This window comes from Luteibacter sp. TLI7-4A (genome assembly GCF_056754745.1).
This window is the reverse complement of the sequence record NZ_JBPGWO010000001.1, coordinates 2,953,811-2,980,682: the sequence shown is the minus strand read 5'-3', so window position 1 is coordinate 2,980,682 and position 26,872 is coordinate 2,953,811. Positions and strand designations below refer to the sequence as shown.

Sequence of the window (26,872 nt, the reverse complement as noted above, 5' to 3'; positions counted from 1 at the left end):
CGGGCTGGATCAAAAGGGGCACCTAGGATCGCCTGTGCGGGAGATGCGGACAAGCGAGGCGGGTCAGCCGTCACGATCGCCCGAACGATTCCGCCGCCATCCGGCGATGCCGCTATCCACGCTCCATCGTCCGGCACCCGAGATCACCAGGGAAACGAGGCCCGCGAGGTAGAGCAGGTCGCACTCGTAGCCGGGTTGTCCGAAATGGGCGACGCCGGCCTCGACCGACATCAACTTGATCGAACTGAAGCCGTACGGCAGGTGCACGGTGAAGATCGCCACGAGCAAGACCACGGCCATTGGAATGCTGGCGAGCACGACGAACGCGCCCACGAGGATGGCGAAACCGCCGACGATCTCCACGAGGACCGTGAGCCACGACATCAGGCCGGGCGCGGGGACGCCGATAGCGGCAAGGATGCCGGCGAACATATCGGGGCCGCGGAGGAGCTTCGCGAAACCGTGCTGCATGAAGCCGCCACCGACGATGAGGCGCAGCACGAGCGGGGCCCACGCCGCCAGCTGCCGGGGCCGATCGTAAAGGAGGGTGGATAGCCCCGATGCGGGAAGAGGTGGGTTCATGGCGCGTTCCTCGGTGACGGTCGTCCCAGGGAGACCGCCCGGCGAGGGGAATCCTTTCATCGCCAACGGGGAACTCACCGATCGCCGGCCATGCGCGGACACGTCGTCCCGAAGGTTCGAACGCCGGGCTGTCCGTGCCGGCGGGTTCGTCGGATAATGGCCCGCTGGCTGACAAACGCGTGATACTGCGGCTATCCGATCCTTTAATGGCTCCGCAAATCAATAGGATAAGCACGTGCTCCTGATGATCGACAACTACGACAGCTTCACCTTCAACCTCGTCCAGTACCTCGGCGAGTTGGGGCAGGAAGTGAAAGTCGTAAGGAACGATGCCCTTGCCATCGCGGACATCCGCGCACTGGCGCCGTCGCGGATCATGATCTCGCCAGGGCCGGGTACGCCGAACGATTCGGGCGTGTCCATGGACATCCTGCGCGAGATGGCGGGCGAAGTGCCCATCTTCGGGGTCTGCCTGGGGCACCAGGCCATCGGCCAGGTGTTCGGCGGCAAGGTGATCCGTGCGCGGGAGATCATGCACGGCAAGACCTCGCCTGTACGGCATCGCGGGCAGGGCGTGTTCGCCGGCCTGCCGAATCCGTTCGAGGCCACGCGATACCACTCCCTGGTGGTCGAGAAGGAATCCGTGCCGGATTGCCTCGAAGTCACCGCGTGGACCGAACGCGAGGACGGCTCGATCGACGAGATCATGGGCCTGCGCCATCGCACGCTCGATATCGAGGGCGTGCAGTTCCATCCGGAATCGATCCTCACCCAGCACGGCCACGACCTGCTGCGCAACTTCCTCGGCATGCCGCTGCCGCTCGCCGCGTAAGAAGGATCCAAGCGCCATGCCGATGACTCCCTCCGAGGCGCTGCAGCGCACGATCGAGCACCGCGAGATCTTCCACGACGAGATGATCGAGTTGATGCACCAGATCATGCGGGGCGACGTCAGCCCGCTGATGACGGCGGCCATCCTCACCGGCCTGCGCGTGAAGAAGGAGACCGTCGGTGAGATCACCGGCGCCGCGCGCGTGATGCGCGATCTCTCGGCGAAGGTCGAGGCCGGCCCCCATCCCCATTTCCTCGATATCGTCGGCACCGGCGGTGACGGCGCCTCGACGTTCAACATCTCCACGGCATCCATGTTCGTCGCCGCGGCCGCCGGCGGGCGCGTCGCCAAGCATGGTGGCCGCAGCGTCTCGTCCAAGTCGGGCAGCGCCGACGTGCTCGAGGCCCTGGGCGCGCGCATCGACCTGCTTCCGGCGCAGGTCGCGGTCTGCATGGAACAGACCGATATCGGCTTCATGTTCGCGCCCAACCATCATCCGGCGATGAAGGTGGTATCGCCCGTCCGCCGTGAAATGGGCGTCCGCACGATCTTCAACATCCTCGGGCCGCTGACCAACCCGGCGGGCGCCCCGAATATCCTCATGGGCGTATTCCATCCCGACCTCGTCGGCATCCAGATCCGCGTGCTCCAGGCGTTGGGCGCCAGGCACGCCATGGTGGTATGGGGTCGCGACGGGATGGACGAGATTTCGCTGGGCGCCGCGACGATGGTGGGCGAGTTGCGCGATGGCGCCGTGCATGAGTACGAGATCGAGCCGGAAGATTTCGGCCTGTCGATGGCATCGAGCCGTAATCTCCGCGTGGAAGACTCGACGGAATCCATGGGAATGTTGCTGGATGCCATATCCGGCACCCCGGGCGTTCCCCATGACATCGTTTGCCTGAACGCGGGTGCCGCGCTGTATACCGCCGACGTCACGCCTTCCATACAGGCCGGTATCGACCTCGCCCGCGCGACCATCGCAAGTGGCGCGGCTCGTGTAAAAATGGACGCGTTCGTGGCCGCGACACAACGGCTCGGCGCCTGATATCGTCGGGGCTCCCCGAAAACCCCGGCCTTTCCCAAGGAAGTCCCTCGATGCCCGACATTCTCCATCGCATTCTCGACCGCAAGGTGCAAGAGATCGCCGAGCGCAGCCGCAAGCGCTCACTCGACGACCTTGCGGCACGCATCGCCGACCTCGAGGATACGCGTGGCTTCGTGGCCGCCATCGATGCGCGCCTGCACGATGGCAAGCCGGCGGTCATCGCCGAGATAAAGAAGGCCAGCCCCAGCAAGGGGCTTATCCGTGCCGATTTCGATCCGGCGGCGATCGCGAGCAGCTACGAACGCGGAGGCGCCACCTGCCTCTCCGTGCTCACCGATGCCGATTTCTTCCAGGGCCACGAAGATTACCTCGATCAGGCGCGCAAGGCCTGTTCGCTGCCCATCCTGCGCAAGGATTTCATCATCGACGAGTACCAGGTGTACGAGGCCCGGGTGATCGGTGCCGACTGCATCCTGCTGATCGTCTCCGCCTTCGCCGACAAGGGCGGTGAAGACGTGATCTACGACGAGAACCGGTTGACCGAGCTTTCCTTGCTCGCCGCCGAACTCGATCTCGACGTGCTCGTCGAGGTGCACAACGAGGAAGAGCTCGAAGTGGCCCTGAGTCTTCCCGCGCCGCTGATCGGCGTGAACAACCGCAACCTGCGTACCTTCGAGACGTCGCTGGGCACCTCCCTGAAGCTCAACGATCGCGTGGGCCCGGATACGGCGATCGTCGCCGAATCGGGCATCCATACGCCCGAGGACGTGCGCAAGCTGCGCGAGGCGGGCATCCATACCTTCCTGGTGGGCGAGGCCTTCATGCGTGCCGCCGACCCGGGCGCCGAATTGCAGAAGCTCTTCGGTACCCAGCCCCAGCCGCACCGACACTGACGCGATGGACCAGAGGATGGCGGCGGCGGTGGCCGACGACACCGCCGCCGATGCGCGGCGTGTCGTGTTGTTCGATTTCGATGGCGTGATCGTCCGCCATCAGACACTGGAGATGTTCTTCCGCGAACGCCTTTCAGGCGCGGGACGCTGGCGGTTGCTGCTGGCGCTTCCCATCGTGCCCCTGGTGCCCCTGCTGATCGGCAGTGTGCGAGGCAATCGTTTCCTCGGTCGCGTCTTCCTGCGCGTGACCACGTTCGGCCGCCGCGAAGCCTCGTACCGGCGAATGATCGACGCCTACGCCCGAGCCTATGCGCGGCGTCCCGGCGTGTTCTTTCGCGACGCGGTGGCGACCTTGCGCAGGCATGTCGACGCCGGCGACCGCGTGATCGTCGTCAGTGGCAACGACCGGCAGATGGTCGAGGCGATCCTCGATGAAGTGAACCTCGGCGGCCACGAGCTGGTGGCCTCGCAGACCCGCGGCGGCCTGTTCGGCATGCGCTTCATCCGGCATAACGTGGACGGCGCCAAGGTTCGCGCCCTTGAGCGGGAGGGCGTTCCGCGCCCCTGGAGCGTCGCCTATGGCGACTCGCTGTCGGACCTGCCCCTGCTCAAGGCGGCCGATGCGGCGAAACTGGTCAATCCCACGCCGAAGACCGCGAAGAAGGCCGGGCGCGCCCTGGGTGACAAGCTCGAAATCCTGTACTGGTTCTAGCGCAGGACGTAATTGCCCAGCTGGTAGAGGCTGATCCCGATGATGAGGCAGCCCACCGCGGTCATCACGTAGCGTGGCGGCAGGTGCCTCACCAGCCAGGCGGCCAGCGGCGCCGCGATCACCCCGCCCGTGAGCAGGCCCAGGACGATCGGCCAGTGCTGTATGCCCATGTGCGCGATCAGCGTGGTGGAAATCGCCAGGGTGACGACGAACTCCGCCGCGTTCACGGTGCCGATGGTGTGCCGCACGGCCCCGCCGCGCGCCAGCAGGGTGGAGGTGGCGATCGGACCCCAACCACCGCCGCCGATGGCATCGAGCAAGCCGGCGACGAAGCCCAGGATCCCCTTGTGGCGCACCCGGTGGTGGGAGACCACCTTGCCGGCCGCGCGCACCAGCACCACCACGCCCAGGATCAACAGGTACGCGTACACAAAGGGTTTGATGGTGTCGCCAGGCACGCTGGCGAGGAACCACGCGCCGATCACCCCGCCGATCACGCCGGGAATGGCCAGCCGGCGGAACGCCTTCCAGTCGACGTTGCCGAACAGCGCATGCGCACCGCCGGATACCCCGGTCGTGAAAATTTCAGCCGTGTGCACGGTCGCGCTGGCGACGGCCGGCGGCAGGCCCAGCGCGAGCAGTACGGCGTTGGAAACGACGCCGTAGGCCATGCCGAGCGCGCCATCGACCAGTTGGGCGAGCAGGCCCACGCCGACGAAAATCAGGAATTGGCTCCAGTCCATGTACCGTCCAGAGGAAGGGTCGGGATCCACCATATACGAGGTGGGTGCGATCCCGGCATGAAGAAAGGACGGAATGCTTGCGTGCGGCATCGCGACGCCGCTAGCCTCGTTTTCCCAACCTCCCCATTGGATCGCCGATGTACCTCTCTTCCCTGCGTGAGCTGGCGCTCGGCAGTCGTCTCAAGGCATTGAGCGACCAGTTCTACCAGGCCGTCGACGAGGTCTACAAGGCGTGCGGCGCGGGTATCGAGTCGCGCTGGTTCCCGGTGCTGCGCTATCTGCGCGACGTGGGTCCCACGACGGTCACCGACATGGCGCTGGCGATCGGCCAGACTCATTCCGCGGTCAGCCAACTCGCCGACCGGCTGGTCGATGCCGGCATGGTCGTTCGCCAGCGCGATCCGCAGGATGGCCGCCGCAGCGTGCTGGCGCTGACCGACGCGGGCGAGCGCGCGCTGGGTGCGCTGGGGCCGGTATGGCTTGCCATCCGCCGTGGCATGACCGAATCGCTGGGGCCGCGCGGTCGCGCGCTGCTCGACGCGATCGATGGCTGCGAACAGGCCCTCGCCGAACGTCCACTGGTGACGGCCATCCTCGAACAGCGGGCCACGCTGTCGCGCGCGACCGTGGACATCGTGCCTTTCGAGCCGGGCCTGCGCGAGCACTTCCGCCGGCTCAACCAGCAATGGCTGGAGCGCTACTTCCGCGTGGAGGAGGTGGACAACGCGTTGTTCGCCGATCCCGAAGGTCTGGTCGTCGACGCGGGCGGAGCGATTTTCTTCGCCCTCTACGCGGGCGAGGTCGTGGGTACCTGCGCGCTCATTCGTGAAAGCGAAGGCGTCTATGAATTGTCCAAGATGGGCGTGGACGAGAACTATCGAGGCCTTGGCGCCGGTCGCAAGCTGCTCGGCGAAGCGATCGCCGAATATCGCCGGCGCGGCGGCCGGGAATTGTTCCTGGAGTCGAACAGCCGCCTGGACCGTGCGTTGGGCATGTACGAGCGGGCCGGTTTCGTCCGTCAGGCATCCGTCCGGCCCGGCTCGCATTACGAGCGGGCGGACGTCTACATGATCTACCGGGGGCCGTGAACGGGCCCCGGCGTCATCAGCGGGTGCCGCGGACCACGATGGTCTTGCCCGCGACGTCGATCATCCGCTCTTCCTCGAGTTGCTTGAGCACGCGACCCACCATTTCACGGGAGCAGCCGACTATACGGCTGACTTCCTGGCGGGAGATGCGTATCTGCGTCCCGTCGGGATGGGTCATGGCGTCCGGTTCCTGGCAGAGATCGAGCAAGGTGCGCGACACCCGGTTCGTCACGTCCATGAACGCCATCCGGCTCACCTGGCGAGAGGTGCGCAGGAGGCGATGGGTCAACTGTGAACCGATGGCGAACAGCAGTTTCGGGCATTCGGCGGCGAGCGGGCCTTCCAGGAGCTGGAAGAGCCGTTCATAGCTGATCTCGGCCATTTCCACGGCCGTTCGCGTACGGACCAGCGACTCGCGCTGGGCCTGTTCCACGAAAAGCCCCATTTCACCGATGAACTGGCCGCGATTGATATAGGCCAGGATCAATTCCCGGCCTTCTTCGTCCTCGGTGCAGACGGCAAGCGAGCCGTCGACGACATAGTAGAGCGTGTTGGCCGGGTCTCCCGGCCGGATGATCGCCGTCTTCCCCGGATAGCGACGACGATGGCAAGCATCCAGAAAGCGGCCCATGGAGGCCGGGTCGGGCGCGAAGCTCGAGGGAGCCTGCGACCGTTCGAACGCCTGTTGCAACAGATATTTGAGTTGAGCCACAGCAGATTCCGTTGAGCCTCAATGGCATGGCGTTCCCCTTCAGCGGTCAGCCGACGGATTTCCGTCAGGCGTCGCCGACTCGCCATGTCCCCTGGGGATTATTGCAGACATCCGGGCGCCAAAATCCACCATTTGGGGGGAAGGACGCGCCGCGTGTTCAAATCTTCACCATCTTGCCCCATAATTTCACCCCCTCGGCGTCCAGACCCCTTGTCTCACGCCGTACACAAGCGCCGGGCAGACTATTCGTCTCGTTCGTCGTCTTTCATCGTTGCGGGGACCCTTGCTGCTAACCCGCGTCTGCTGCTGGCCGTTCCCCCGGCCTCGGAGAGTCGCTGTGGTCAAACCGCTTCCCCGCCTTCGCCTGCAAGGTTTCAACAACCTTACCAAGGCGCTGAGCTTCAACATCTACGATATCTGCTATGCCGTTTCCGAACAGCAGCGGCAGAACTATATCGAGTACATCGACGAGCAGTACGACGCCGATCGCCTGACCCAGATCCTGACGGACGTGGCGGAGATCATCGGCGCGAACATCCTGAACATCGCCCGCCAGGACTACGATCCCCAGGGAGCGTCGGTCACCATCCTCATTTCCGAGGAGCCGGTGGTCGAGAAGCTCGGCCGCGACACGATCTCGGGCGCCGTCGTGGCGCACATGGACAAGAGCCACATTACCGTCCATACGTACCCGGAAACCCATCCGCACAACGGTATCGCCACCTTCCGCGCCGATATCGACGTGGCCACCTGCGGCGTCATCTCGCCGCTGAAGGCCCTGAACTACCTGATCGACAGCTTCGAGTCGGACATCGTGATCGCCGATTACCGCGTGCGTGGCTTCACGCGCGACGTGAAGGGCAAGAAGCACTTCATGGATCACAAGATCAACTCGGTGCAGGACTACCTGGCCAAGCACATCCGCCAGAAATACGAGATGTTCGACGTGAACGTGTACCAAGAGAACATCTTCCACACGAAGATGCACATCAAGGACTTCGACCTCGACACCTACCTCTTCGAGGCCCAGGCCGACGACCTCTCGTTCAAGGAGCGCCAGCGCATCGAATCGCTGCTCCGCCGGGAGATCGAGGAACTCTTCCACGGCCGCAACCTGATGTGACGAAAGACCCCGCGAAAGCGGGGTTTTTTCTTGGCACGGGCTGAACGACCGCCGCGGTGGGAAAGCTGCCGTGGAGGGAGGGCTGCCCTGATGGGAGAGTTGCCGTGGAGGGAGGACTGCCCTGGTGGGAGCCGACCTTGTCGGCGATCCCGCGGCAGCGGGCCAGGCGACGGCAAGCACCCATCGCCGACAGGGTCGGCTCCCACCGAAACTTCTCCCTTGTGCCTCTCCCTTGAGCCTCCCCTTTGACTACGAGCATGAGGAGGCATCCGGCCTTCACGTGCGCCGCATTAGCGTCGTTTCATGCGTCCGCTTCTGCTCTTCCTCCTGCTGTTGGCCCTGGTTGCCGCCGCATGGCTAGGTGGCTGGCGCCCGCCCGATCGCTACAACCCTTGGGCTCCGCTCGATCTCCGGGCGGAGCCGGATATCTTCCTGCGCTTTAAGCTGGCCCGGCTCGGCGACGATCCCGCCATGTGCCGCGCGGCGCTGCGAGACGCGGGGGCGGTCTTCATCCCTCTTGCGGATCGCCAGGAGGCCGGCGGATGCGGCTGGACGGATGCGGTGCGTCTTTCCTCGGTCGGCGAGGCGCGCTTGGCCTCGCCGGCGATGGTCACCTGTCCGCTCGCGGCGTCCCTGGTGTTGTTCCAGCGCCGCGTGGTCCAGCCTGCGGCCGAGGCCACGTTCGGCTCGCCGGTGCGGACGATCGATCACGTGGGCAGCTATGCCTGCCGCAACGTCTATCACCGGAACCAGGCGCCGTTGAGTCGCCACGCCAAGGCCGATGCCATCGACGTGACCGGTTGGCGCCTGGCGAACGGAAAGCGACTGAGCGTGGAGAAGGACTGGACCAGCCCCGACGGTTCGGCCTTCCTTCGCGGCCTGCAACACGACGGGTGCCGCTACTTCGGCGCCTTCCTCGGCCCGGATTACAACGCGGCGCATCGCACGCACTTCCACTTGCAAGGAAGCGGTTTCGGCGGCTGCCGCTGAGGTCCCGCTCAGATCCGGTAGGCGACGGTCTTCATCACCGTGGACGCGGCGTGCATCAGGCGCGGCAGGGGCCAGGGCAGGTCGATGCCGCCACGGGCCTGCGCGGCATCGGCGTGGCGGACCTCGTCGGCCTGCATCTGGCGGAGGATGGCGCGGGAACGCTCGTCCTGCGGGGGCAGGCGTTCCAGGTGCTCGGCGAGATGGGCCTCCACCTGGCGCTCGGTCTCGACGACGAAACCCAGGCTGATCGGATCGCCGACGGCCGCCGCGGCCACGCCGATGGCGTAGCTGCCGGCGTACCAGAGCGGATTGAGCAGGCTGGGGCGGCTGTCGAGTTGCTTCAGGCGCTCCGCGCACCAGGCCAGGTGGTCGGTTTCCTCCTGCGCGGCGTGCATCAGGTGCCGACGCGTCTCTTCCGTGCGCGCGAGCGCCGCCTGGCCCACGTAAAGCGCCTGGGCACACACCTCCCCGACATGGTTGATCCGCATCAGTCCGGCGGCATGGCGCCGTTCGGCGTCGTCCATGGGCGCATCCGGCACCGCGTCGCCCGGAGAACGTTGAACGGGCTCCGGCGAACCCGCGACGGCCTCCATGGCGCGCTCGAGGCCGGAAATCAGGCGGTCGAGGCGGTTCAGCGAGCGAACGGACATGGGAACTCCTGACGTACGGGGATGACACACGTTACAATGCCCACCGCCCGATGCCAGGTGAAGGCGCTGCGGCCGCTTGTCGCGGTCGCCTTCCCATAGACCGGGCAGGCTTGTGAAGCGGCCCGGTCATCATGTTATGATTGTCGGCCCAAAGCTCACGTGCAACGTGGGCTTGCGCGATGAGGGAAAAGTCCGCTATTCTCTCGCGCCTTTGCTTTCACCGATTCCGTGTTCCGTCTGTCCAGGCGGCAAACCAGGTATTTGAAATGAAAACGTTCACCGCCAAGCCGGAAAGCGTCAAGCGCGATTGGTTCGTGGTTGATGCCACGAACAAGACCCTGGGTCGCCTGTCGACCGAGGTTGCGCGTCGCCTCCGCGGCAAGCACAAGCCCGAGTTCACCCCGCACGTCGATACCGGCGATTACATCGTCGTGATCAACGCCGAGAAGGTGGCCGTGACCGGTGCCAAGCTGGACGACAAGATGTACCACCGCTTCACCGGCTACGTCGGCAACCTGAAGACCACGAGTCTCAAGGATCTGCTGGCCACGCATCCGGAGCGCGTGATCGAGATCGCCGTCAAGGGCATGCTGCCGAAGAACCCGCTGGGTCGCGCCATGTACCGCAAGCTCAAGGTGTACGGCGGCGCCGAGCACCCGCACACCGCTCAGCAGCCGCAGGCGCTGGAAATCTAAGGAATCGACATGGCTATCCAGCAGAATTACGGTACCGGCCGCCGCAAGACCTCCGCCGCCCGCGTGTTCCTCCGCAAGGGCACCGGTGGCATCGTCGTCAATGGCAAGCCGCTCGAGCAGTTCTTCGGTCGTGAGACCTCGCGCATGATCGTGCGCCAGCCGCTCGAACTGACCGACAACGTCGAGAAGTTCGACATCATGGTGACGGTCGCCGGTGGCGGCATCACGGGTCAGGCCGGCGCCATTCGCCTCGGCATCGCCCGTGCCCTCGTCGAATACGACGAAGCGCTGAAGTCGCCGCTGCGCAAGGCTGGTTTCATGACCCGCGACGCCCGCGAAGTCGAGCGTAAGAAGGTCGGTCTCCACAAGGCCCGTCGCGCCACGCAGTTCTCGAAGCGCTAATACTCGCGCTTCAAAGTTCGACGCACCAAGGTCAGAGCGCGTCGAATCCCGGTTTATTGGGAGATCGTCTAACGGTAGGACAACGGACTCTGACTCCGTTTATCTAGGTTCGAATCCTAGTCTCCCAGCCAAACCAGAAAGGGCCTTGAGAAATCAAGGCCCTTTTCTTTTTGGTTTTTCGCGGAAGGTCGTGGGTGTCCAGCGTATCGGGATCGTTGGACCTGGCTTTCACGCCGGCAACGAACGAGCGTCGAGTCGAACTGACCCCCGGTCCTGAACGAATGGCCGCTCCGGCTATGCAGGAACGCTCGAGGTATGCGCGAATTCGGCAGGCGCCCCGTCGGCGCCCCGATCGATGGGGGAAAGTGGGCTGATCGGCCATGGATTCGCCATGGTCGAGTCGCAGGATCTGCGCCATTCCAGTCGCAGACTTGCCCACCAGCCACGAGGACCACGACCATGCGCATCCATGCCCGTTCGTTGCTAGCTTCACTCATCACCCTTTCCGTCGCGCTCGGGACGGGCGCGGTCCAGGCACAAACCTCCCTCTCGGGGCTGGGTCAGGCCTGGCCGAATGCCACCGACGTCAGCACCAGCCCGAACTACCACGTGTACGTGTTCCAGCGTGGCGGTACCCATTACGTCCAGGTCAACGACGCCAACGGCACGGTGCGCGGTGCCTTCGCGCGCACGGCGTATAGCCTGGTCGGCTTGCCGATCGGCGTGGATGCCACTCGCCTTGCCACGCCGGACGAGCCGCTGCCGGTGCCCGCGAGCACGACGGGTGAGACCGTATACGACGACGGCACGGTGAAGTTGTTCGTGGCACCCCAGGCCGACGGTACGACGCAGATGATGATGGTCGGAAGCGACTGCAAGACGCCCCCGGAATGCGCCAGCCGCGGTCCGTGAAGGTGGTGCTTCAAGTGCAGGGAGGAGTCGCTTCGGCTCCTCCCTTACTGGTGGTGAGGCGTGGTCGATGCTTCGCGCGCACGCGGGACGAGCGCCGCCGCGATACGGCGTGCCACTTTCACTCCCAGCAACAGCGATGTGGAAATAACGAAGGAAAGTACGGCCTGCGCCTGGATCATCGCTGGATCCTGAAGCTCGAACGCGGTCGACGCCATCGCGATACTCGCCAGCATGCCGCCGATGGCGGTGCCGTGCCATCCATGACGCCAGGTCATTCCAAGCACGGGAATGACCATCGCGATACGCGCCCACTGGAGGGGGCCATCGCTTAGCTGGGAGGCAAGGCCCATCAACAGCGCGAGTCCAGGCACGACAAGGAACAGTGCATCGCGGGTGAGGGTGCTATGCCATACGGCACGCCACGTGACGACCTTGGCGGGTTGCCCTGCCAGCCGTTCGCGTAACGCCATGATGGTCGGCGTGAGTGTGAGAGCGCCGAGATAGGCGCCCAGTATCCAGGCGAGAAAAAGCGAAGTTGTCACGGGTGGCGTCGCCGATCCGTCGCCCATGACCACTGACGCGAGCGCGGCCGAGTTGCTCACCGCGGTGGCTGCCGCGCAAATCAGTGCCGCTCCCATGATCATGCCCATGTTTATCTGCCCGTCGGCGCGCAGGAGTGTCGTGCGCGTACGCAGCCAGGCAATAGCGGGCATGCAAAACAGAATGGGCGGAATCGAAGCGACGATGGCGAAATACACGCCGAAAGCCGATGCGTGCAGTACCGCCATCTCGGCGATCGGTAGCGCCTCGCCGATCGCGAGCGCTGGCCAGAAACGACGCGGGACCAGCAGCAGGCAAGCCAGGCGCAGGCCAGCCGGCAGCATCCAATGCGAAAATGAAAAATACCGGGTCAGCTCGTAACACGCCGCATAGGCTCCTGCGACGGCGACATATCGCCCCCAGGCAAACGGATCCCTGTTTGTTCCGCTCACGTTATGCCCCTCGCCTCACTCGTCCGGACCGGGTCTGGTCAGCCGATGACGAGGCACTTCATCCACTGACCGCTGGCGCCGTGACGCAGGAAACGGGCGGACCCGGTTCGCGACGGCACGACTAGTTTGAAGCTATAGCGGCCGGCCCGCCATCGATTGGAGCCCGTTTCGGACGATTTGCCGATTAAGGGCCCTGATTGAGGGTTACCAGCGTAGCGCCCTTGGCCCTGCCAGGGTACCCAGGGCGGCCGGGATGAGCATGCCCAGAAGATACCAGGTGGACCAGAACGGTGGTGCCATTTCCGGGCAATGCAGGCAATACGCGACCGTTCCCGTGGCCCCCGCCAGCAGGCCGACGGCCGCTCCGGCCAGCCGGGGCCGTACCGGTGCCATGCCGCGTACGGCCCAGAGCATGGCGACGAAGGCCGGCATCGCCAGGACCGCGATCAGGATGGGGCATACCCGCCATGTATGGCCAAGGATCAGGGGCAGATGTGTGCCGGGGGCGGCATGGGCGAGCACCCAGGCCATCGCGATCCAGCCCAGCGCGACCGGCGTGGCGAGCACCGCCCAGGCCCCTCCCACGCGGACACCCGGCCGGGCGAGTCGTGACGTGACCCATAGCGCCGCCGCGGCGATGGCGCTCGCATAGGCCAGCCGGAACCAGAATGTCGGCACCCGGGCCGCTTCGCCGATATCGGGGCGGACCCCCAGCAGGAGGATCATCAGGAGCAATGCGCCCCCCAACCCGGCTACCCAGGCGAGCGCGAAACGCCGGGCGGGTCCCCGGCGGTCGACGGCGGGGGCCCGGCTGGCCAGGAAGGTGACGAGGTCGTCGGTTTTCATGACCGGCTCCGGATGCGCGCAGCCAACGCTTTCAGGCCACGGTGGACTCCCACCTTCACCGCCGACTCGGACATGCCGCAGCGCCGTGCCGCTTCGGAAACCGAGAGGCCTTGCAGCTTCACCAGCACGATGGGCAGGCGATGGCGGTCGGGCAGGGCTTCGAGCAGGACCCCGACGTCGCGCCGCGCGTCGGCAGGATCGACATCCGAGGCGACGAACAGGCCGCCATCGTCGTCGAAGGGCTCGTGCAACGCCTCGCGCCGCGAATGGGCCCGAAAGAAATCCATCAGCTTGTAACGGGCGATCGCGTGGACCCAGGCGGTCAATGGCTGCTCCGTGCGATACGTGTGCCGTGCATTGTGCACGGCGAGCAAGGTCTCCTGCAGGATGTCCTCGACGTCGGCCTGGGCGCGGGGAAGACGGCGCCGCAGGTAGGCGCGCAGGTGTCCGGACAGGCCGTCGAGGAACTGGCGATAGCGTGCCGCGTCCCCAGCCAGCCCGGCGATGAAGCTCGCGCGCAATTCGGCCTCGGCCGCTGGCGTGCCTCTCACGTCTTGCCTTTCGGCGGGACTGGCGATCACCTCCCGGCGTTCCATCGACAGGGATTCAGCCATGTTGGATAGGGCATCGCAAGGGCCTCGACGGGAGGGGGTGCGGCGCCGGGAGGGTGCCGGAAAGGCGAAGAGCCATGGCGACGCGCGGGTGTGCATGCCACGGTATTCGTAGCCAGGCGCATTTTGGTTACGACTAAGGAAAAAAAATTCGCTGTAACCCTTCGAGGCTCGGACGCGAACTCCTTCTCGACCCGGACATCGTGTCCGCTATACGAAGGAGCATCGCATGAATCGTCACGCCGTCTCGCTTACCCTCACCCTTGCCGCCCTCGTCGCCGGTGTCGCCCATGCCGACGGCAACCAGGATGCCCGGAAACCCGCCGTCGAGAAATGCTGGGGCGTGGCCAAGGCAGGACAGAACGACTGCGCCGCCGGCCCGGGTACGACCTGCGCGGGCACGGCGAAGGCCGATTACCAGAAAAACGCCTGGAAGAACGTCCCCGCTGGCACGTGCACGTCGATCAAGACGCCTCACGGCATGGGTTCGCTGACCAAGGTGGGCTGACCCGCCATGCGTCCGCCGCTCGCCGCCGGCCTCGGTTTCAAGCCGCGGTATTTCCATGAGGCGCTTCGCTGCGCCTCCCCGGGATTGTGGTTCGAGGTCCATCCAGAAAACTACATGGGCGACGGAGGGCCGCGTCTGGCGATGCTGGATGCCTTGGCGGATCGTCACCCGCTGTCGTTGCACGGGGTGTCGCTTTCGCTCGCGGCGGCGGCGCCGCCCGATACCGGTCATCTGCGCCGTTTGCGACGACTCGTGGATCGCGTCAGGCCCGTGCTCGTCTCGGAGCATCTGGCCTGGTCGGCGTGGGGCGGACGCTACATGCCCGACCTGCTGCCTTTCCCCCGCACGCGGGAGGCGCTGGAATGCATCGTCGCGAACATCCTGCGCAGCCAGGAAGCGCTGGGGTGCGGCATCTCGATCGAGAATCCGGCCCACTACCTCGTGCTCGATGGCCACGACTGGAGCGAGACCGATTTCCTGGCCGAACTCGTCCGCCGGACGGGCTGTGGGTTGCTGCTCGATATCAACAACGTGCATGTCAGTGCGAATAACATCGGCATCGATGCACTTGCCTACCTGCAAGCCTTCCCACTGCACGCCGTCACCGAAATACATCTCGCCGGGCACAGCGTGGAGGGAGACCCTCCGGCGAACCTGCTGATCGATTCGCATGATGCGCCAGTGGATGAGCCCGTATGGGAACTGTACCGTCATGTGCTGTCGCGAGGCGGACCGCGCCCGACCCTGATCGAGCGTGACGGTAACCTGCCGTCGCTCGATGCAATGCTTCAGGAGTGCGCGCGCGCGGGAAGGATGCTCGAATCGCAAGGGCAGGCGGCATGAGCACCCTGGCGGATTTCCAGGCCGCCTTCGTGGAAGCGCTCCATGACGAAGCATCCACGTTCCTCCCCGCCAGCCAGTGTCCTTTCGCCGTTTACCGCCATACCGTGATGCGTGCCTGTCTCGATGCGCTGGAGGCGAATTTCCCCGCCGTGCTCTGCCTGGTCGGACGCGACTGGTTTCGTGCCGCCGCGGCGATCCACGCCACGCGGTCACCGCCGAGCGATGTGCGCCTGGCTTGTTATGGAGAAGGTTTTCCCGGGTTTCTCGAATCATTCGAACCAGCGGCGGAACTGCCTTACCTGGCGGACGTGGCCCGACTGGACCGGCTCTGGAACGAAACCCTCGATGCCGCAGACGCGGAGCCGTTCGACGTCGACCGTCTCGTGGGACTGGCGCCGTCCGCGCTGGAGGCCATGCGCCTGCGTGTTCACCCGGCGACGCGGTGGCTGGCTTCGCCTTTCCCCGTGCTGTCGATCTGGCAACCGAGCAGGGACGGCATCGCGGTCGACGGCGCGCTGGCCTGGCGCCCCGAATGCGCGATCGCCGTGCGCGTGGCTGGCGAGGTCAGCGTGCTCCCCGCATCGCCCGCCGAACTCACCTTGCTCGAGGCGTGCCGACAGGGTGCCACGCTGGGCGAGGCGGCCACCGCCGTCGCCCGGGCGCATCCGGACGCGTCCATCGAGTTCACTTTTTCCGGACTGTTGCGGTCCGGCGCCTTTGCCCATTCCTGAGGACTTGCCATGGCTTCGACCACCATCACCGTCACCGCGCGCCGATCGCTGCGCACGCGCTGGAACGCACTCGCCGACCGCGTCGAACGATGGATCGGACACGACATCCTCGCCCTCGTCGCGAGGCTGTCCATCGCCGCGGTCTTCTTTCAATCGGGCCGCACGAAAGTGGAAGGCTTGCTTACCATCACCGAGGGTACGTACGAGCTGTTCCGCAGCGAGTACAAGATCCCGCTGGTTCCGCCCGAGATCGCCGCGCACCTGTCGGCGGGCATCGAAACCTTCGTGCCGATCCTGCTCGTGCTGGGCCTGGCCACCCGTTTTTCCGCGTTCGTCCTCCTGGGGATGACCACGGTGATCGAGGTATTCGTCTATCCGGATGCCTGGCCGACCCATCTGTCCTGGGCGGCGATCCAGCTGTATCTCGTCGCCCGCGGCGGCGGTCGTCTTTCTGTCGACCGTGCCCTTGGCATCCGCTGAAAAAAAGCGTATCCAGCTGTAACCGGATGTGCCGGTGCGGCGAATTCGTCCATGCCATCCCGGCATTCCTTTCCGTACGGAGAACGACCATGCATACCGCCACCCACAGCATCGCCGCTGCCGCCGCCATCTTCGCCGTATCGGCCGCCGCGATCTCGGCGCCGGCCCACGCCGCCGAACAGGCCGCCGGCAAGACGGTACATTGCTACGGCATCAACAGCTGCAAGGGCACGTCCGACTGCAAGTCGGGCAACCACGAGTGCAAGGGCCAGAACGATTGCAAGGGCCAGGGCTTCAAGGCCGTGTCCGTGCAGGAGTGCACGGCGCAGGGCGGCAGCACCACGCCGCCGGCGAAGTAAGGGTCCTGGATCATCGCCCGGCCGCTCCGGCGGCCGGGTATTTCGTTTCGCGGAGCGTGTCATGTCCCACCCATCGCCGATCCCGTTCCATGGATTTGGACTCGGCTTGCGCATTCCGCACTACACCGATTTCCTCGAGGCGCCGCAGGCGGTCGATTTCCTCGAGGTGATCTCGGAAAACTTCATGGTCGACGGCGGCAAGCCGCTCGACGTGCTCATGCGCGTTCGCGGGAGCTATCCTGTCGCCCTGCATGGCGTGTCGATGAACATCGGTTCGTCCGACGGCGTCGACAGCCATTACCTGCGCCGCCTGCGTCGATTGGCCGACCGTGTCGAACCGCTATGGGTCTCGGACCATCTGTGCTGGACGGGCATCGATGGCCACAATTCACACGACCTGCTTCCGTTGCCCTATACCCGCGAAGCGCTCGACCTGGTCGCCGACAACGTACACGCCGCGCAAGATGCGTTGGGGCGCGCCCTGGTACTCGAGAATCCATCGACCTATATCGATTTTCCCGAGACGGCCATGGGCGAGGCGGCCTTCCTCCACGAACTCTGCGATCGTACGGGTTGCTTCCTGCTTCTGGACGTGAACAACATCTACGTCAGCGCGACGAACCACGGCTTCGATCCGGACGACTGGCTCGAACGCCTTCCGCTGGATCGCGTGCGCCAGGTCCACCTCGCTGGGCACAGCCAGGGGCGCGACATGCTCGTGGATACGCATGACGCACCCGTGCCCGACCCCGTATGGGCGTTGTATACGCGTTTCATCGAGCGACTCGGCGATGTCGCCGTGATGATCGAGCGTGACGACAGCATCCCGCCACTTCCCGAACTGCTGGCGGAAGTCGCCCACGCGCGCGACCTCGCCGATGCGGTTCGCCAGCGCGCCGCATGAACCTGCGCAACCGCCAACGCGCCTTCGCGTCCGCGCTTTTCACGGGCACCGTTCCCGAAGGCGTCGATCCCCGCGGCATGGCGGTCCACGCCAACAACTACCGTAGCCAGCTCGTGGCGTGCCTGCGCGACTCTTACGAGAAGACCGCGCTATGGCTGGGCGACGACGTCTTCGACGCGGTGGCATCGCGCTACGTCGAACGGCACGTGCCGTCGTCATGGACACTGGACGCGTACGGCGAGTCGTTCGTGCCGTTTCTCGAACGGGCCTATCCCGCGGACGACGAAGTCGCCGAGCTTGCATGGCTGGACTGGCATCTGCGTCGCGCGTTCTCGGGGCCGGACGCCGACACCATCGGAGTGGGCGATCTTGCCGCCGACGATTGGGATCGCGTGGAGATCGACTTCGTGCCGACCTTGCGCTTCCGCCCGATGCGAAGCAACGCCGTCGCCATCTGGCGCGCGATCGCCGATGGCATACCCCCTCCGGCACCCGTCGCCGTGGAGCAGGGCGTGGGCGCGCGCGTGTGGCGCAACGGGCTTTCGCCCCAGTTCGCCAGCATGACGGCGGACGAGTCCGCATGCCTCGACCTTGCCCTCACCGGGGCCACCTTCGGCGAACTATGCGAATACCTCGGTCGTACACATGACCAGGAGCGCATCACGCGCATCGCCGGCGGCTGCCTTGGTGCATGGACGGCCGAAGGCATGATCCGCGGGTTGCGTCGCTGAGACATCGCTACACTGTGTCGATGATCGATGACGCACACCTGGCCCATGGGCTCGCAGGCGACCACCTGGAGCCGGACTGGCCGCCACTGACGGAGGACGAAGTGGCGGCCGTCGTCGCGCGGATAGCGGCGCTCGGCTCGCTGGTTTCCGTCGACTGGCGCAGCCCACGGCCGCTCTCCGCGGCCGCGCTGGCGACGACATCGTCGGGTCGGGTGTTCGTTAAGCGCCATCACCGGAGCGTGCGCGACGCGCATGCGTTGGCCGAGGAGCACCGGTTCGCCGATTTCCTGCGGGCGCACGGCATCCCGGTGCCGCGCATTCTCCGGGATGGATCGGGTGCGTCCGTGTTCATCGTGGATGACTGGGTCTTCGAGCTGCATGAGCCCGCACGCGGCGTGGATGCCTACCGCGACGCGTTCTCGTGGTCGCCGATCGGCGGGGTGCGGCATGCGCATGCCGCTGGCGCCATGCTCGCACGCTTGCACGATGCCGCGGAGGGCTTCCATTCGCCGCAGCGCGCCACGCATGTCCTTATCGCGCGCGCGGAGATACTCGCCTCGCCGGACCCGCTCGCGACGATCGCATCGCAGCTGCCCGCGCGGCCCGCCTTGGCCGCGTACCTCGGCGAGCGCGACTGGCGGGGCGAGATCGCCGCGGCGATCGCTCCCTGGCACGCCCAGGTGGCAAGCGCCTTGGCGGCGCAGTCGCCTCTGTGGACCCATGGCGACTGGCATGTTTCCAACCTCTGCTGGAGCGGGTTGGACGACGAAGCGGGCATCACGGACGTGCTGGATTTCGGACTGTCGGCGGTTACGTTCGCCTTGTTCGACCTCGCCACCGCCATCGAGCGCAACGCGATCGCCTGGCTCGACATCGAGCGGGGAGATATCGCCCGTCACGACCTCGCACTGGCCATCGTCGAGGGATACCGTTCCGTCAGGCCCCTGGACGTGGTCCAGCTCCATATCCTGGCGAACCTCCTGCCCATCGTCCACCTGGATTTCGCCCTGTCCGAGGTGGAGTACTTCGAAGGGATCACCCGCCGCCGCGACCACGCCGACGTGGCTTATCACACCTTCCTGCGTGGCCACGCCGCCTGGTTCGCCGGTGTGCACGGGCAGGCCCTGCTCGCGGCCATTCGCGGCATCGCCTGACGTTTCGTGGTTCAATAGGCGTTCTAGAAGCGGGGGTGCCCGGCGAATGCCGGGCTGAGAGAGTCCCTTGGAACCTGACCCGGTTAATACCGGCGTAGGGAGCTTGCAGAGCCATGGAATCCCCACGGGGTGACATGGCTCGCCGTCGCTTCGTCCGTGAACCCCGAAGACGACGATGACCCTCACCCGTACCCCGCTCGCCCTGGCCCTGCTTTCCCTTGTCACCGTGGCACACGCCGCGGACGATGCCGCGTCGCAACCACAGCAGGCGCGCACGCTGCCCGCCGTGGACGTCCACGCGACTACCGCCAGCGGATACCGCGCCGCCGATTCCCAACTCGATACCTTCGGCAGCTTCGGCAGCGCGCCGCTGCACGATACGCCCGCGGCGATCACCGTCATCACCCGGGCGCAGATTGACGACCGCCAGCCGCGTTCGCTGAGCGAGCTGGTACGCGGCGATGCCGCGATCAACGACAACTACGCGCCGGCGGGCTACTACCAGGATGTCTCCATCCGCGGCTTCCCGCTGGATCTCGCCACCGGTTTCCGCTTCAACGGCATGATCATGTCCGCGGAACAGCTGCTGGCGCTCGAAGGCAAGGACCGCGTCGAGGTGCTGAAGGGCCTGGGCGGACTCGAGGCCGGCGTGGTCGAGCCGGGCGGCCTGGTCAACTACGTGAGCAAGCGCCCGGCGGACGTCCATACGGTCACCGTCGGTACCGATTCGCACGGGTCCAACTACGAGGCGCTGGACCTCGGTACGTGGTTCTCGCCATCGTTCGGCGTGCGCGTGAACGCGGCGAACGAGAAGACGCACTCCTACATCGAGCACGCCGATGGGCGGCGCAGCTTCATCTCGATCGCCGCCGACTGGAAGATCACGGACAAGGCCACGGTGCTGCTGGATACCGATTACCAGACCAGCGGACAGCGTTCCGCTTCCGGTTATCAGTTGCTGGGCGGCACGGTTATTCCCGCGCATCCCAGCCGTACCGAACTGCTCGGCTACCAGTCGTGGCAGCGCCCGGTGGGCATCCATTCGAGCAACACCTCGTTGCGTTTCAACTATCGCTTCGACGACAACTGGAACGCGCAGGTTTCGGCGGGCCATAGCCATACCGTGATCGACGACAACGTCGCCTTCGCCTATGGTTGCTTCTACGCCGCGTCCTGCGCTTCGGGCGCCACCCCGGGGTACTTCTTCGCCCCCAACGGCGATTACGACGTCTACGACTACCGCAGCCCGGACGACACGCGGCAGAACGACGAGTTGCGTGGCGTGCTCACCGGCACGTTCGCGACCGGTGCGCTCGATCATGAAGTCAACCTCGGCGCCTCGGCATTTCGCCGTACGGTCGACCAGCGCCCCTATGTCTACGACTACGTGGGCACCGCCAACATCGACGACCGGATCGTGCCCGCGTTCGACCCGTCGCCGAATCAGCCCGGCCCTTCCGCGCGGCGCCTGACCAGCTGGCAACGCACGTTGTTCGCGATCGATCGGATTCATCTCGACGAGGCATGGCAGGTGCTCGCGGGTGCGCGCTTCGTCCGCCTGAACGAGCGGGCGTACGACGACACCGGGGCGCTCGAGCGCACGACGCGGATGACCAAGACGTTGCCGCAGGCGGCGGTCCTCTGGCAACCGACCGCTCCACTCACGACCTACGTCAGTTACGGCGAAGGCCTGTCGCTCGGCCGCGAGGCGCCCTATTGGACGTCGAATGGCGGCACGACCCTCGCGCCGTTGCATTCGCGCCAGGTCGAGGCCGGCGTGAAGTACGCGGTCGACGATGCGCTCGACCTGCAGGCGGCCATCTACCGCATTCGCCAGTCGTACCAGTTCGCGCGTCCCGACGATACGGCGGAAGGCTTTACCTTCGTGCAGCAGGGCCAGGAAGTGCACACGGGCCTGGAACTCAACGCGGCCGGCCGCATCACCGACAACCTGCGCCTGACCGCCAGCGCGAACATCATCCGTGCCCGCGCCGAGCATACGGGCACGCCTGCCTACGAGGATCACCAGGTGGTGAACGTGCCACGCTGGCGCACGGCGGTCTATGCCGACTACAGCCTGCCGTTCGCGCCGGGACTCGCGATCCTCGGCGGCTGGCGCTACGCGGGCACCAACGTCGCCACGCCGGATGGCGCGACTCGCGTACCCGCTTACCACGTGTTCGACGCGGGACTCCGCTTCACCACGAGCATCCGTGGCCACGCGACGACGCTGCGGCTCAACGTCGACAACGTGTTCAATCACTTCTACTGGCGCGACACCGGCACGTCGGGGGGCGACAGCTATCTCTTCCCCGGCATGCCGCGGCTGGCCCGCCTGTCGATGACCTATGAACTTTGAGCTGTCCCTCTTCGAACTGTTCGCCGCGCTGGTCAGCGCGGCGGGCGTGTGGCTGACCGCGCGGCGCAGTCCCTGGTGCTGGCCGGTGGGACTGGTATCGGTGATCGCGTACGCATGGATCTTCGTCGACGCGAAACTCTATTCCGACACCATCCTGCAAGCGATCTTCGCCGTGCTGATCCTCTATGGCTGGCATCGCTGGGTGCGCAACCTCGACGGCAGCGGCCATGTTCGCGTGGCCGCGCTGGAGACCCGCAGCGCGATGGTGCACCTGACCGTCGGTGCGGCGGCGGCATTGGCGCTGGGTTATGCGATGCATCGCTATACCGACGCCTCGCTGCCCTGGCTGGACGCCGCGTTGACCGCGTTCAGCCTCGTCGCCCAATGGTGGCAGGCGCGGCGCCACGCGGCGGCATGGTGGTTGTGGATCGCCGTGGACGTGATCTATGTGGGCGAGTACGCCTATAAATCCCTGCCCATCACGGCCGTGCTCTACGCAGGGTTCGTCGTCCTCGCCGCCGTCGGTTTGCGGGCGTGGCGCCACGGTGCCGCGGCCCCGCAGGGCGCATGAGCCGCGGCCGGCTCCGCTAAAGCACGCCAGCCTGCCGCACCAGTACATCCAGGAACGCCTGCACGATAATGCTGGGCGCGTCATCGCCGCGTGCGCGGTAACCGACGACGATCTCCCAACACGGCTCCTCGTCCTCGACGATGTCGGCGCAGGCGACAGGCCGCGCATGGCGGTCGTCGCGACGATTCTTCGCGATCGATTCGGGTACCAACGCGATGCCAAGGCCCTGGGCGGCGAGTTCGAGCAGCATGCCCATGTCGTTCACCTCGAAACCGATGCGCCGGTCGAGGCCGGCCTTGGCGAACGAGGCGTCGATCAACTGGCGCATGCCCCAATCGGCACGCAGGTCGACATGGCTCTCGCGCGCGAGGTCGGCGAGGGTGACATCGTGTGCACCCGCGAGACGATGCTTCGGCGGGCAAACCGCCACGAGGCCTTCGCAGACCAGGAGCTTCGTGGTCACCTCGGCCACCGGCGCGGCGGGTGGCTGGGTGAAGGCGATATCCAGGCGACCTTCGCGAACCTCGTCGAGCAGGTCCGCCGAGCCGTCGAAGCGCAGTTCGACGTCGATGCCGCCAAAGGCGTCGCGGAAGCGGCCGAGCGTCATCGGCAGGTCGATGAACGGAGCGAGGCTCTGGATGGCGCCGATGCGCAGGCGGCCCCGTGCAAGGCCGTGCACCTGGGTCACCGCCAGCCGCGCGGCACGCGCGGCATCGAGCACCCGGTGCGCTTCCTCGAGCAGCACGCCACCTGCGGCGGTCAGGGCGACGCTGCGCGTGGTTCGGACGAACAGCGGCCCGCCCAGTTCGTCCTCCAGGGCGCGGATGGTTTGCGACAAACCGGACTGGACGACGTTGAGGCGCTGGGCCGCGCGCGTGAAGTGGCGCTCTTCAGCCACCGCCACGAAGTACTCCAGTTGCTTGAGGTCCATGTAATTAAGTTTATATGGTGCTTAATTCAATCAGAATTTTCCATTTTACAGATGAATGAGCCCGAGGCTACCGTGGACCGGTTCCCTCCCCACAGGACTCCCCATGAAGTATCGACTGCTCGGCCGCTCCGGCCTCAAGGTTTCCACCATCACGATGGGCACGATGACGTTCGGCGGACAGGGCAAGTTCGCCTCGGTCGGCAACACCGGCGTCGAGGAGGCTCGTCGGCTGATCGACCTGTGCATCGATGCCGGCGTCAACCTGATCGACACGGCCGATGTGTACTCCGACGGCCGCTCCGAGGAAATCATCGGCGAGGTGCTCGGAGGCAAGCGCCCGAAGGACGTTCTGATCGCGACCAAGGCGCGTTTCCCCATGGGGGACGGCCCCAACAACGCGGGCCTTTCACGCTATCACCTGATTCGCGAGGCGGAGGCCAGCCTGAAGCGCTTGCGCACCGACGTGATCGATTTGTACCAGGTGCACCAGTGGGACGGGCTGACGCCACTGGAGGAAACGCTTGAGGCGCTCGATACACTCGTCCGCCAGGGCAAGGTGCGCTACCTGGGCTGCTCGAACTATTCCGCGTGGCACCTGATGAAGGCGCTGGGTGTCAGTGAGCGCGAGCATCGACAGCGTTTCGTCAGCCAGCAGATCCATTACACGCTCGAGGCACGCGAGGCCGAGTACGAGCTGTTGCCGATCTCGATCGACCAGGGCCTGGGCGTGCTCGTGTGGAGCCCACTTGCCGGTGGCCTGCTCTCCGGCAAGCATCGCCGCGATACGAAGGCACCGGAAGGCACGCGCCAGCTGGCCGGCTGGACCGAGCCACCGATCCGCGACGAAGAGCGCCTGTGGCGCATTGTCGACGTGCTGGTATCCATCGCGGAGGCGCGTGGTGTATCCGGGGCACAGGTCGCGCTCGCCTGGTTGCTGGAGCGGCCGGCGGTGACCTCCCTGGTGATCGGGGGGCGCACCGAGGCGCAGTTCAAGGACAATCTCGCCGCCGCCGATCTCACGCTCACCGTCGAGGAACGCCGACGCCTGGACGAGGCGAGCGCTCCGCCCGTGCTGTATCCCTACTGGCACCAGTTGATGACGGCGTCGGATCGACTGGGCCCCGCCGACATGCCCTTGCTCGCGCCGCACCTGTCGAAGTGACGGGGAATCCATCCGGTCGCGGTGACGGAACGTGTACGGCAAATTGGTCGAAATTTTCAGAAAACTTCCATGTGCCAGGCAGGCGAACTACCCCATCATGCATGGGTCGCCGCAGGCCGGAACGGCTGGCTCAAGGACTTGAGCCCTGTACTGGCCGGTGAACGGCAACGGCCGGGGCGTGGGACGCGCCCCGGCCGTTCTTCCTGCTATGGCTTCGCGGAGGCGCCCCAATCGTCGGGACCGAAGGCCAGGTGCAGCACCGCCTTCGTGTCGTCCTGCAAGGGCGGGTTGTAATCCAGCGTCGTGCAACCGGTGGCGAGCTGTCGCTTGGCCGCCAGGGCCATGGCTTTCGCCATCTGGCTGGCATGCGCCGGCGTTCCCTTGCGATCCTCCTTGATCGCCACGCGGTAGCCATCCGCGCTGACGCCATCCTGGAAATCGGGCGGGGGCGACTGCCCGGGGGCCAGGGGAACCACATCCATTCGCTTTCCGCAGGTGCCCACGCTGACGATGTCCACGCTGCCCAGCAGGCTGCCGATGAATCGATCCGCGCTGTCCACCAGGGAGTCCACGGCGTCCACCGTCGTGGTGAGGCGGACCTTCACGAAGTACATCTTCCGATAGAAGAGGTAGGTGCGTGAGGTGAGCATGTCCTGCTGCGCATCGAACACGATCGGCAGGAAACGGCCTTCCAGCTTCTTGCTGCCCGGCAGGCGCGCCGTATACGCGGACTCGTCCCCCCACCACACGTTCCGATAGATCTGCTGGCGCTCGGCAAAGGCCACCGACTCGCGAAAGTCCTCGGCGGCGCGGCGCAGCATCGTGGCATCATCACCTTCACCCGCCGGGTAGATGAATACGTCGGCGATGATCCAGTCGGCCTTGTCGATGTGATAGCGCAATGAAACGCCGGCGGCGATATCTCCCTCGTCCGCATAGTTCTTCACCGCCGCGAGGGTCGCACCGGCCAATCGCTTGGGCGCGATGATCCAGGTGTCGTCGATGACACCACGATGGCTCCGTGCATCGGGCACCGCGAACGGCGGGTTGCCCGGCACCTCCTGCGCACCGCTACCCATGCTGGCCACCAGGCCGATCACTACGGGAATCACCTTCCACCGCGACATCGTCACAACAACCCCTGGATAATCGAACGCGAACCCCGTGCGCGCACTATAGCCATCCGTTCGCCTCAACGGGAGCGGTTCGCGACGCGAAGTCGTCGACGCAGAAAAGCGAGGGTCAAGGCTTCCAATTTTCGAGGAAAACGCAGCGTCGCTTCGGGAACGCGGCGGTGCAGTTCGCCTTCCAGCCAGCCGGAGAAAACCTCGGGATGAATATACGAGGCGCGGCAGACCGCCGGTGTGTTACCTAGTACGGTCGCGACCTGCTTGACCGCGCTTGCGAGGATCGCCTTCAACGCACGATCCCCGCCATCGACGGGAAACGTGGTCGCGCCGAGCACGGCGACGGCTTGCACGGTACCGCCCCAGGTGCGGAAGTCTTTCGCGGTGAATTCACCGCCCATGACCTCGCGCAGGTAGTCGTTCACCATGCCTGAATCCACCGGCTGGCAGTTGCCTTCGTCGTCCACGTACTGGAACAGGCGCTGCCCGGGCAGTTCCTGTACGCGCCGCACGACCTTCACCAGGCGGCGGTCGTCGAGGTCGACGTCACGCCATAGCCCGCTCTTGCCACGGAAATGGAAGGTGATGCGGCCCCGGCGCACGGCGACATGGCGCGAGCGCAGCGTGGTCAATCCGTACGAGTTGTTCTGCTTCGCGTAGCTGTCGTTGCCCACGCGGATCATCGTTTCCTCAAGCAGGCTCACGACAAGGGCGAGCACCTTGTCGCGCGGCAGGCCGGGCAGGGCGAGGTCCTTGCGCAGACGCCGGCGTAACTTCGGCAACGCCTCGCCGAACTCCAGGATACGCTCGAACTTTCCACGGTCCCGCGTGCTGCGCCATCGCGGGTGGTAGCGATACTGCTTGCGGCCGCGTGCGTCGCGCCCGGTGGCTTGCAGGTGGCCGCGTTCGTTCGTGCAGATCCACACATTCGTATAGGCGGGCGGGATGGCGAGCGAGCGGATGCGCTGGAGTACGGATGGTTCGGTGACCGGCTTGCCTTCGGCGTCCAGGTATCGAAACGAGCGGCCCCGCTTGCACCGGGTGATGCCTGGATCGGCATCGCACACATAAACGAGGCCCGCCGTTTTCGCGTGGGCCCGTTCGACATCTGCCACCACAAGGGCGTCGGCCGGAGGTTTTCTGGACATGGCCGGCACTATGGTCCGGCCGCCGATCAAGGC

General features: G+C 65.8%; 31 protein-coding genes, 1 tRNA gene and 1 riboswitch. Of the genes, 22 read left to right on the top strand and 10 right to left on the bottom strand.

What is annotated here, in order from left to right; genetic code table 11:
* Positions 1 to 63: 63 nt before the first annotated feature.
* Positions 64 to 582 (bottom strand): DoxX family protein, encoded by a 519-nt coding sequence (locus ACR9Y6_RS13200; protein WP_481281692.1) that lies wholly within the window; start codon positions 580 to 582, stop codon positions 64 to 66.
* A gap of 235 nt (positions 583 to 817) precedes the next feature.
* Here ACR9Y6_RS13200 and ACR9Y6_RS13195 point away from each other — a divergent pair, with 235 nt between their 5' ends.
* The 4 genes from ACR9Y6_RS13195 to ACR9Y6_RS13180 are packed head-to-tail and all read left to right on the top strand — an operon-like array spanning position 818 to position 4,067.
* Positions 818 to 1,414 carry an anthranilate synthase component II gene (locus ACR9Y6_RS13195; RefSeq protein ID WP_481281691.1) on the top strand — a complete coding sequence of 199 codons (597 nt, stop codon included), beginning with the start codon at positions 818 to 820 and terminating at the stop codon, positions 1,412 to 1,414.
* Between the two features lie 16 nt (positions 1,415 to 1,430).
* Positions 1,431 to 2,462 (top strand): anthranilate phosphoribosyltransferase, encoded by a 1,032-nt coding sequence (gene trpD / locus ACR9Y6_RS13190; protein ID WP_481281690.1) that lies wholly within the window; start codon positions 1,431 to 1,433, stop codon positions 2,460 to 2,462.
* Between the two features lie 50 nt (positions 2,463 to 2,512).
* Positions 2,513 to 3,355: an indole-3-glycerol phosphate synthase TrpC gene (gene trpC, locus ACR9Y6_RS13185; RefSeq protein ID WP_481281689.1), complete on the top strand. Its 843-nt coding sequence runs from the start codon at positions 2,513 to 2,515 to the stop codon at positions 3,353 to 3,355.
* A 4-nt stretch (positions 3,356 to 3,359) separates the two neighbouring features.
* The gene (locus ACR9Y6_RS13180; protein WP_481281688.1) at positions 3,360 to 4,067 is read left to right on the top strand and encodes an HAD family hydrolase; all 708 of its coding nucleotides are present in this window, start codon (positions 3,360 to 3,362) and stop codon (positions 4,065 to 4,067) included.
* Here ACR9Y6_RS13180 and ACR9Y6_RS13175 read toward each other — a convergent pair.
* Entirely contained in the window at positions 4,064 to 4,810 is a 747-nt protein-coding gene (locus tag ACR9Y6_RS13175; protein ID WP_481281687.1) for a sulfite exporter TauE/SafE family protein, read from the bottom strand. The genes ACR9Y6_RS13180 and ACR9Y6_RS13175 overlap by 4 nt on opposite strands.
* 137 nt (positions 4,811 to 4,947) lie before the next feature.
* Between ACR9Y6_RS13175 and ACR9Y6_RS13170 the strand changes: the two genes are divergently transcribed.
* Positions 4,948 to 5,898 (top strand): bifunctional helix-turn-helix transcriptional regulator/GNAT family N-acetyltransferase, encoded by a 951-nt coding sequence (locus ACR9Y6_RS13170; protein WP_481281686.1) that lies wholly within the window; start codon positions 4,948 to 4,950, stop codon positions 5,896 to 5,898.
* A gap of 16 nt (positions 5,899 to 5,914) precedes the next feature.
* Here the strand turns inward: ACR9Y6_RS13170 and crp are convergent, their stop codons facing one another.
* Positions 5,915 to 6,610 carry a cAMP-activated global transcriptional regulator CRP gene (crp, locus tag ACR9Y6_RS13165; protein WP_306851143.1) on the bottom strand — a complete coding sequence of 232 codons (696 nt, stop codon included), beginning with the start codon at positions 6,608 to 6,610 and terminating at the stop codon, positions 5,915 to 5,917.
* Between the two features lie 337 nt (positions 6,611 to 6,947).
* Here crp and speD point away from each other — a divergent pair, with 337 nt between their 5' ends.
* Complete coding sequence (gene speD / locus ACR9Y6_RS13160) at positions 6,948 to 7,733, top strand: adenosylmethionine decarboxylase (RefSeq protein WP_089981013.1); 786 nt, start codon at positions 6,948 to 6,950, stop codon at positions 7,731 to 7,733.
* A 303-nt stretch (positions 7,734 to 8,036) separates the two neighbouring features.
* Entirely contained in the window at positions 8,037 to 8,723 is a 687-nt protein-coding gene (locus ACR9Y6_RS13155; protein WP_481281685.1) for an extensin-like domain-containing protein, read from the top strand.
* 8 nt (positions 8,724 to 8,731) lie between these two features.
* On the opposite strand, the gene coq7 is transcribed toward ACR9Y6_RS13155, so the two are convergent.
* A complete protein-coding gene (coq7, locus tag ACR9Y6_RS13150; protein ID WP_481281684.1) occupies positions 8,732 to 9,373 on the bottom strand; it encodes a 2-polyprenyl-3-methyl-6-methoxy-1,4-benzoquinone monooxygenase in 642 nt (213 codons plus the stop codon).
* A 266-nt stretch (positions 9,374 to 9,639) separates the two neighbouring features.
* On the opposite strand from coq7, the gene rplM reads away from it, so the two are divergent.
* The 4 genes from rplM to ACR9Y6_RS13130 all read left to right on the top strand — a co-directional run bounded on the left by rplM (position 9,640) and on the right by ACR9Y6_RS13130 (position 11,382).
* A complete protein-coding gene (gene rplM / locus ACR9Y6_RS13145; RefSeq protein ID WP_306851138.1) occupies positions 9,640 to 10,068 on the top strand; it encodes a 50S ribosomal protein L13 in 429 nt (142 codons plus the stop codon).
* Positions 10,069 to 10,077: 9 nt separating this feature from the next.
* Entirely contained in the window at positions 10,078 to 10,470 is a 393-nt protein-coding gene (gene rpsI / locus ACR9Y6_RS13140) for a 30S ribosomal protein S9 (RefSeq protein WP_306851136.1), read from the top strand.
* A gap of 57 nt (positions 10,471 to 10,527) precedes the next feature.
* Positions 10,528 to 10,601 (top strand) — tRNA-Gln (locus tag ACR9Y6_RS13135).
* A gap of 328 nt (positions 10,602 to 10,929) precedes the next feature.
* On the top strand, positions 10,930 to 11,382 hold the full coding sequence (locus ACR9Y6_RS13130) for a hypothetical protein (RefSeq protein ID WP_481281683.1): 453 nt from the start codon (positions 10,930 to 10,932) through the stop codon (positions 11,380 to 11,382).
* Positions 11,383 to 11,426: 44 nt separating this feature from the next.
* Here ACR9Y6_RS13130 and ACR9Y6_RS13125 read toward each other — a convergent pair whose 3' ends face one another.
* The 3 genes from ACR9Y6_RS13125 to ACR9Y6_RS13115 all read right to left on the bottom strand — a co-directional run bounded on the left by ACR9Y6_RS13125 (position 11,427) and on the right by ACR9Y6_RS13115 (position 13,834).
* On the bottom strand, positions 11,427 to 12,374 hold the full coding sequence (locus ACR9Y6_RS13125) for an MASE1 domain-containing protein (RefSeq protein WP_481281682.1): 948 nt from the start codon (positions 12,372 to 12,374) through the stop codon (positions 11,427 to 11,429).
* A gap of 204 nt (positions 12,375 to 12,578) precedes the next feature.
* Positions 12,579 to 13,220 carry an NrsF family protein gene (locus tag ACR9Y6_RS13120; protein ID WP_481281681.1) on the bottom strand — a complete coding sequence of 214 codons (642 nt, stop codon included), beginning with the start codon at positions 13,218 to 13,220 and terminating at the stop codon, positions 12,579 to 12,581.
* Entirely contained in the window at positions 13,217 to 13,834 is a 618-nt protein-coding gene (locus tag ACR9Y6_RS13115; RefSeq protein ID WP_481281680.1) for a sigma-70 family RNA polymerase sigma factor, read from the bottom strand. Before ACR9Y6_RS13115 ends, ACR9Y6_RS13120 begins: the two co-directional genes overlap by 4 nt.
* Positions 13,835 to 14,060: 226 nt before the next feature.
* On the opposite strand from ACR9Y6_RS13115, the gene ACR9Y6_RS13110 reads away from it, so the two are divergent.
* The 10 genes from ACR9Y6_RS13110 (at position 14,061) to pnuC (ending at position 22,471) form a co-directional block, all read left to right on the top strand.
* Complete coding sequence (locus tag ACR9Y6_RS13110; protein ID WP_481281679.1) at positions 14,061 to 14,339, top strand: BufA1 family periplasmic bufferin-type metallophore; 279 nt, start codon at positions 14,061 to 14,063, stop codon at positions 14,337 to 14,339.
* A gap of 6 nt (positions 14,340 to 14,345) precedes the next feature.
* Complete coding sequence (bufB, locus tag ACR9Y6_RS13105; protein ID WP_481281678.1) at positions 14,346 to 15,182, top strand: MNIO family bufferin maturase; 837 nt, start codon at positions 14,346 to 14,348, stop codon at positions 15,180 to 15,182.
* Positions 15,179 to 15,913, top strand: a complete 735-nt coding sequence (locus ACR9Y6_RS13100; RefSeq protein ID WP_481281677.1) for an HvfC/BufC family peptide modification chaperone — start codon at positions 15,179 to 15,181, stop codon at positions 15,911 to 15,913. The genes bufB (ACR9Y6_RS13105) and ACR9Y6_RS13100 overlap by 4 nt, the downstream gene beginning before the upstream one ends.
* A gap of 9 nt (positions 15,914 to 15,922) precedes the next feature.
* Complete coding sequence (locus tag ACR9Y6_RS13095) at positions 15,923 to 16,393, top strand: DoxX family protein (protein WP_481281676.1); 471 nt, start codon at positions 15,923 to 15,925, stop codon at positions 16,391 to 16,393.
* 89 nt (positions 16,394 to 16,482) lie between these two features.
* The gene (bufA2, locus tag ACR9Y6_RS13090; RefSeq protein WP_306851094.1) at positions 16,483 to 16,752 is read left to right on the top strand and encodes a BufA2 family periplasmic bufferin-type metallophore; all 270 of its coding nucleotides are present in this window, start codon (positions 16,483 to 16,485) and stop codon (positions 16,750 to 16,752) included.
* A gap of 61 nt (positions 16,753 to 16,813) precedes the next feature.
* On the top strand, positions 16,814 to 17,656 hold the full coding sequence (gene bufB / locus ACR9Y6_RS13085; RefSeq protein ID WP_481281675.1) for an MNIO family bufferin maturase: 843 nt from the start codon (positions 16,814 to 16,816) through the stop codon (positions 17,654 to 17,656).
* A complete protein-coding gene (locus ACR9Y6_RS13080) occupies positions 17,653 to 18,387 on the top strand; it encodes an HvfC/BufC family peptide modification chaperone (protein WP_481281674.1) in 735 nt (244 codons plus the stop codon). Before bufB (ACR9Y6_RS13085) ends, ACR9Y6_RS13080 begins: the two co-directional genes overlap by 4 nt.
* Before the next feature lie 20 nt (positions 18,388 to 18,407).
* The gene (locus ACR9Y6_RS13075; protein WP_481281673.1) at positions 18,408 to 19,541 is read left to right on the top strand and encodes a phosphotransferase enzyme family protein; all 1,134 of its coding nucleotides are present in this window, start codon (positions 18,408 to 18,410) and stop codon (positions 19,539 to 19,541) included.
* Positions 19,542 to 19,562: 21 nt separating this feature from the next.
* A riboswitch (TPP riboswitch) is annotated at positions 19,563 to 19,659 on the top strand.
* Between the two features lie 57 nt (positions 19,660 to 19,716).
* Positions 19,717 to 21,900: a TonB-dependent siderophore receptor gene (locus ACR9Y6_RS13070; protein ID WP_481281672.1), complete on the top strand. Its 2,184-nt coding sequence runs from the start codon at positions 19,717 to 19,719 to the stop codon at positions 21,898 to 21,900.
* Positions 21,890 to 22,471, top strand: coding sequence for a nicotinamide riboside transporter PnuC (gene pnuC, locus ACR9Y6_RS13065; protein ID WP_481281671.1), 582 nt, complete (start codon positions 21,890 to 21,892; stop codon positions 22,469 to 22,471). Before ACR9Y6_RS13070 ends, pnuC begins: the two co-directional genes overlap by 11 nt.
* 16 nt (positions 22,472 to 22,487) lie before the next feature.
* Here the strand turns inward: pnuC and ACR9Y6_RS13060 are convergent, their stop codons facing one another.
* A complete protein-coding gene (locus ACR9Y6_RS13060) occupies positions 22,488 to 23,402 on the bottom strand; it encodes a LysR family transcriptional regulator (RefSeq protein ID WP_481281670.1) in 915 nt (304 codons plus the stop codon).
* 103 nt (positions 23,403 to 23,505) lie between these two features.
* Between ACR9Y6_RS13060 and ACR9Y6_RS13055 the strand changes: the two genes are divergently transcribed.
* Positions 23,506 to 24,564, top strand: a complete 1,059-nt coding sequence (locus ACR9Y6_RS13055; RefSeq protein WP_481281669.1) for an aldo/keto reductase — start codon at positions 23,506 to 23,508, stop codon at positions 24,562 to 24,564.
* A gap of 206 nt (positions 24,565 to 24,770) precedes the next feature.
* Here ACR9Y6_RS13055 and ACR9Y6_RS13050 read toward each other — a convergent pair whose 3' ends face one another.
* Together ACR9Y6_RS13050 and ACR9Y6_RS13045 are read right to left on the bottom strand one after the other, a co-directional pair.
* Positions 24,771 to 25,691 carry a hypothetical protein gene (locus tag ACR9Y6_RS13050; RefSeq protein ID WP_481281668.1) on the bottom strand — a complete coding sequence of 307 codons (921 nt, stop codon included), beginning with the start codon at positions 25,689 to 25,691 and terminating at the stop codon, positions 24,771 to 24,773.
* 65 nt (positions 25,692 to 25,756) lie between these two features.
* A complete protein-coding gene (locus tag ACR9Y6_RS13045; protein ID WP_481281667.1) occupies positions 25,757 to 26,839 on the bottom strand; it encodes a DNA topoisomerase IB in 1,083 nt (360 codons plus the stop codon).
* Positions 26,840 to 26,872 lie beyond the last annotated feature (33 nt).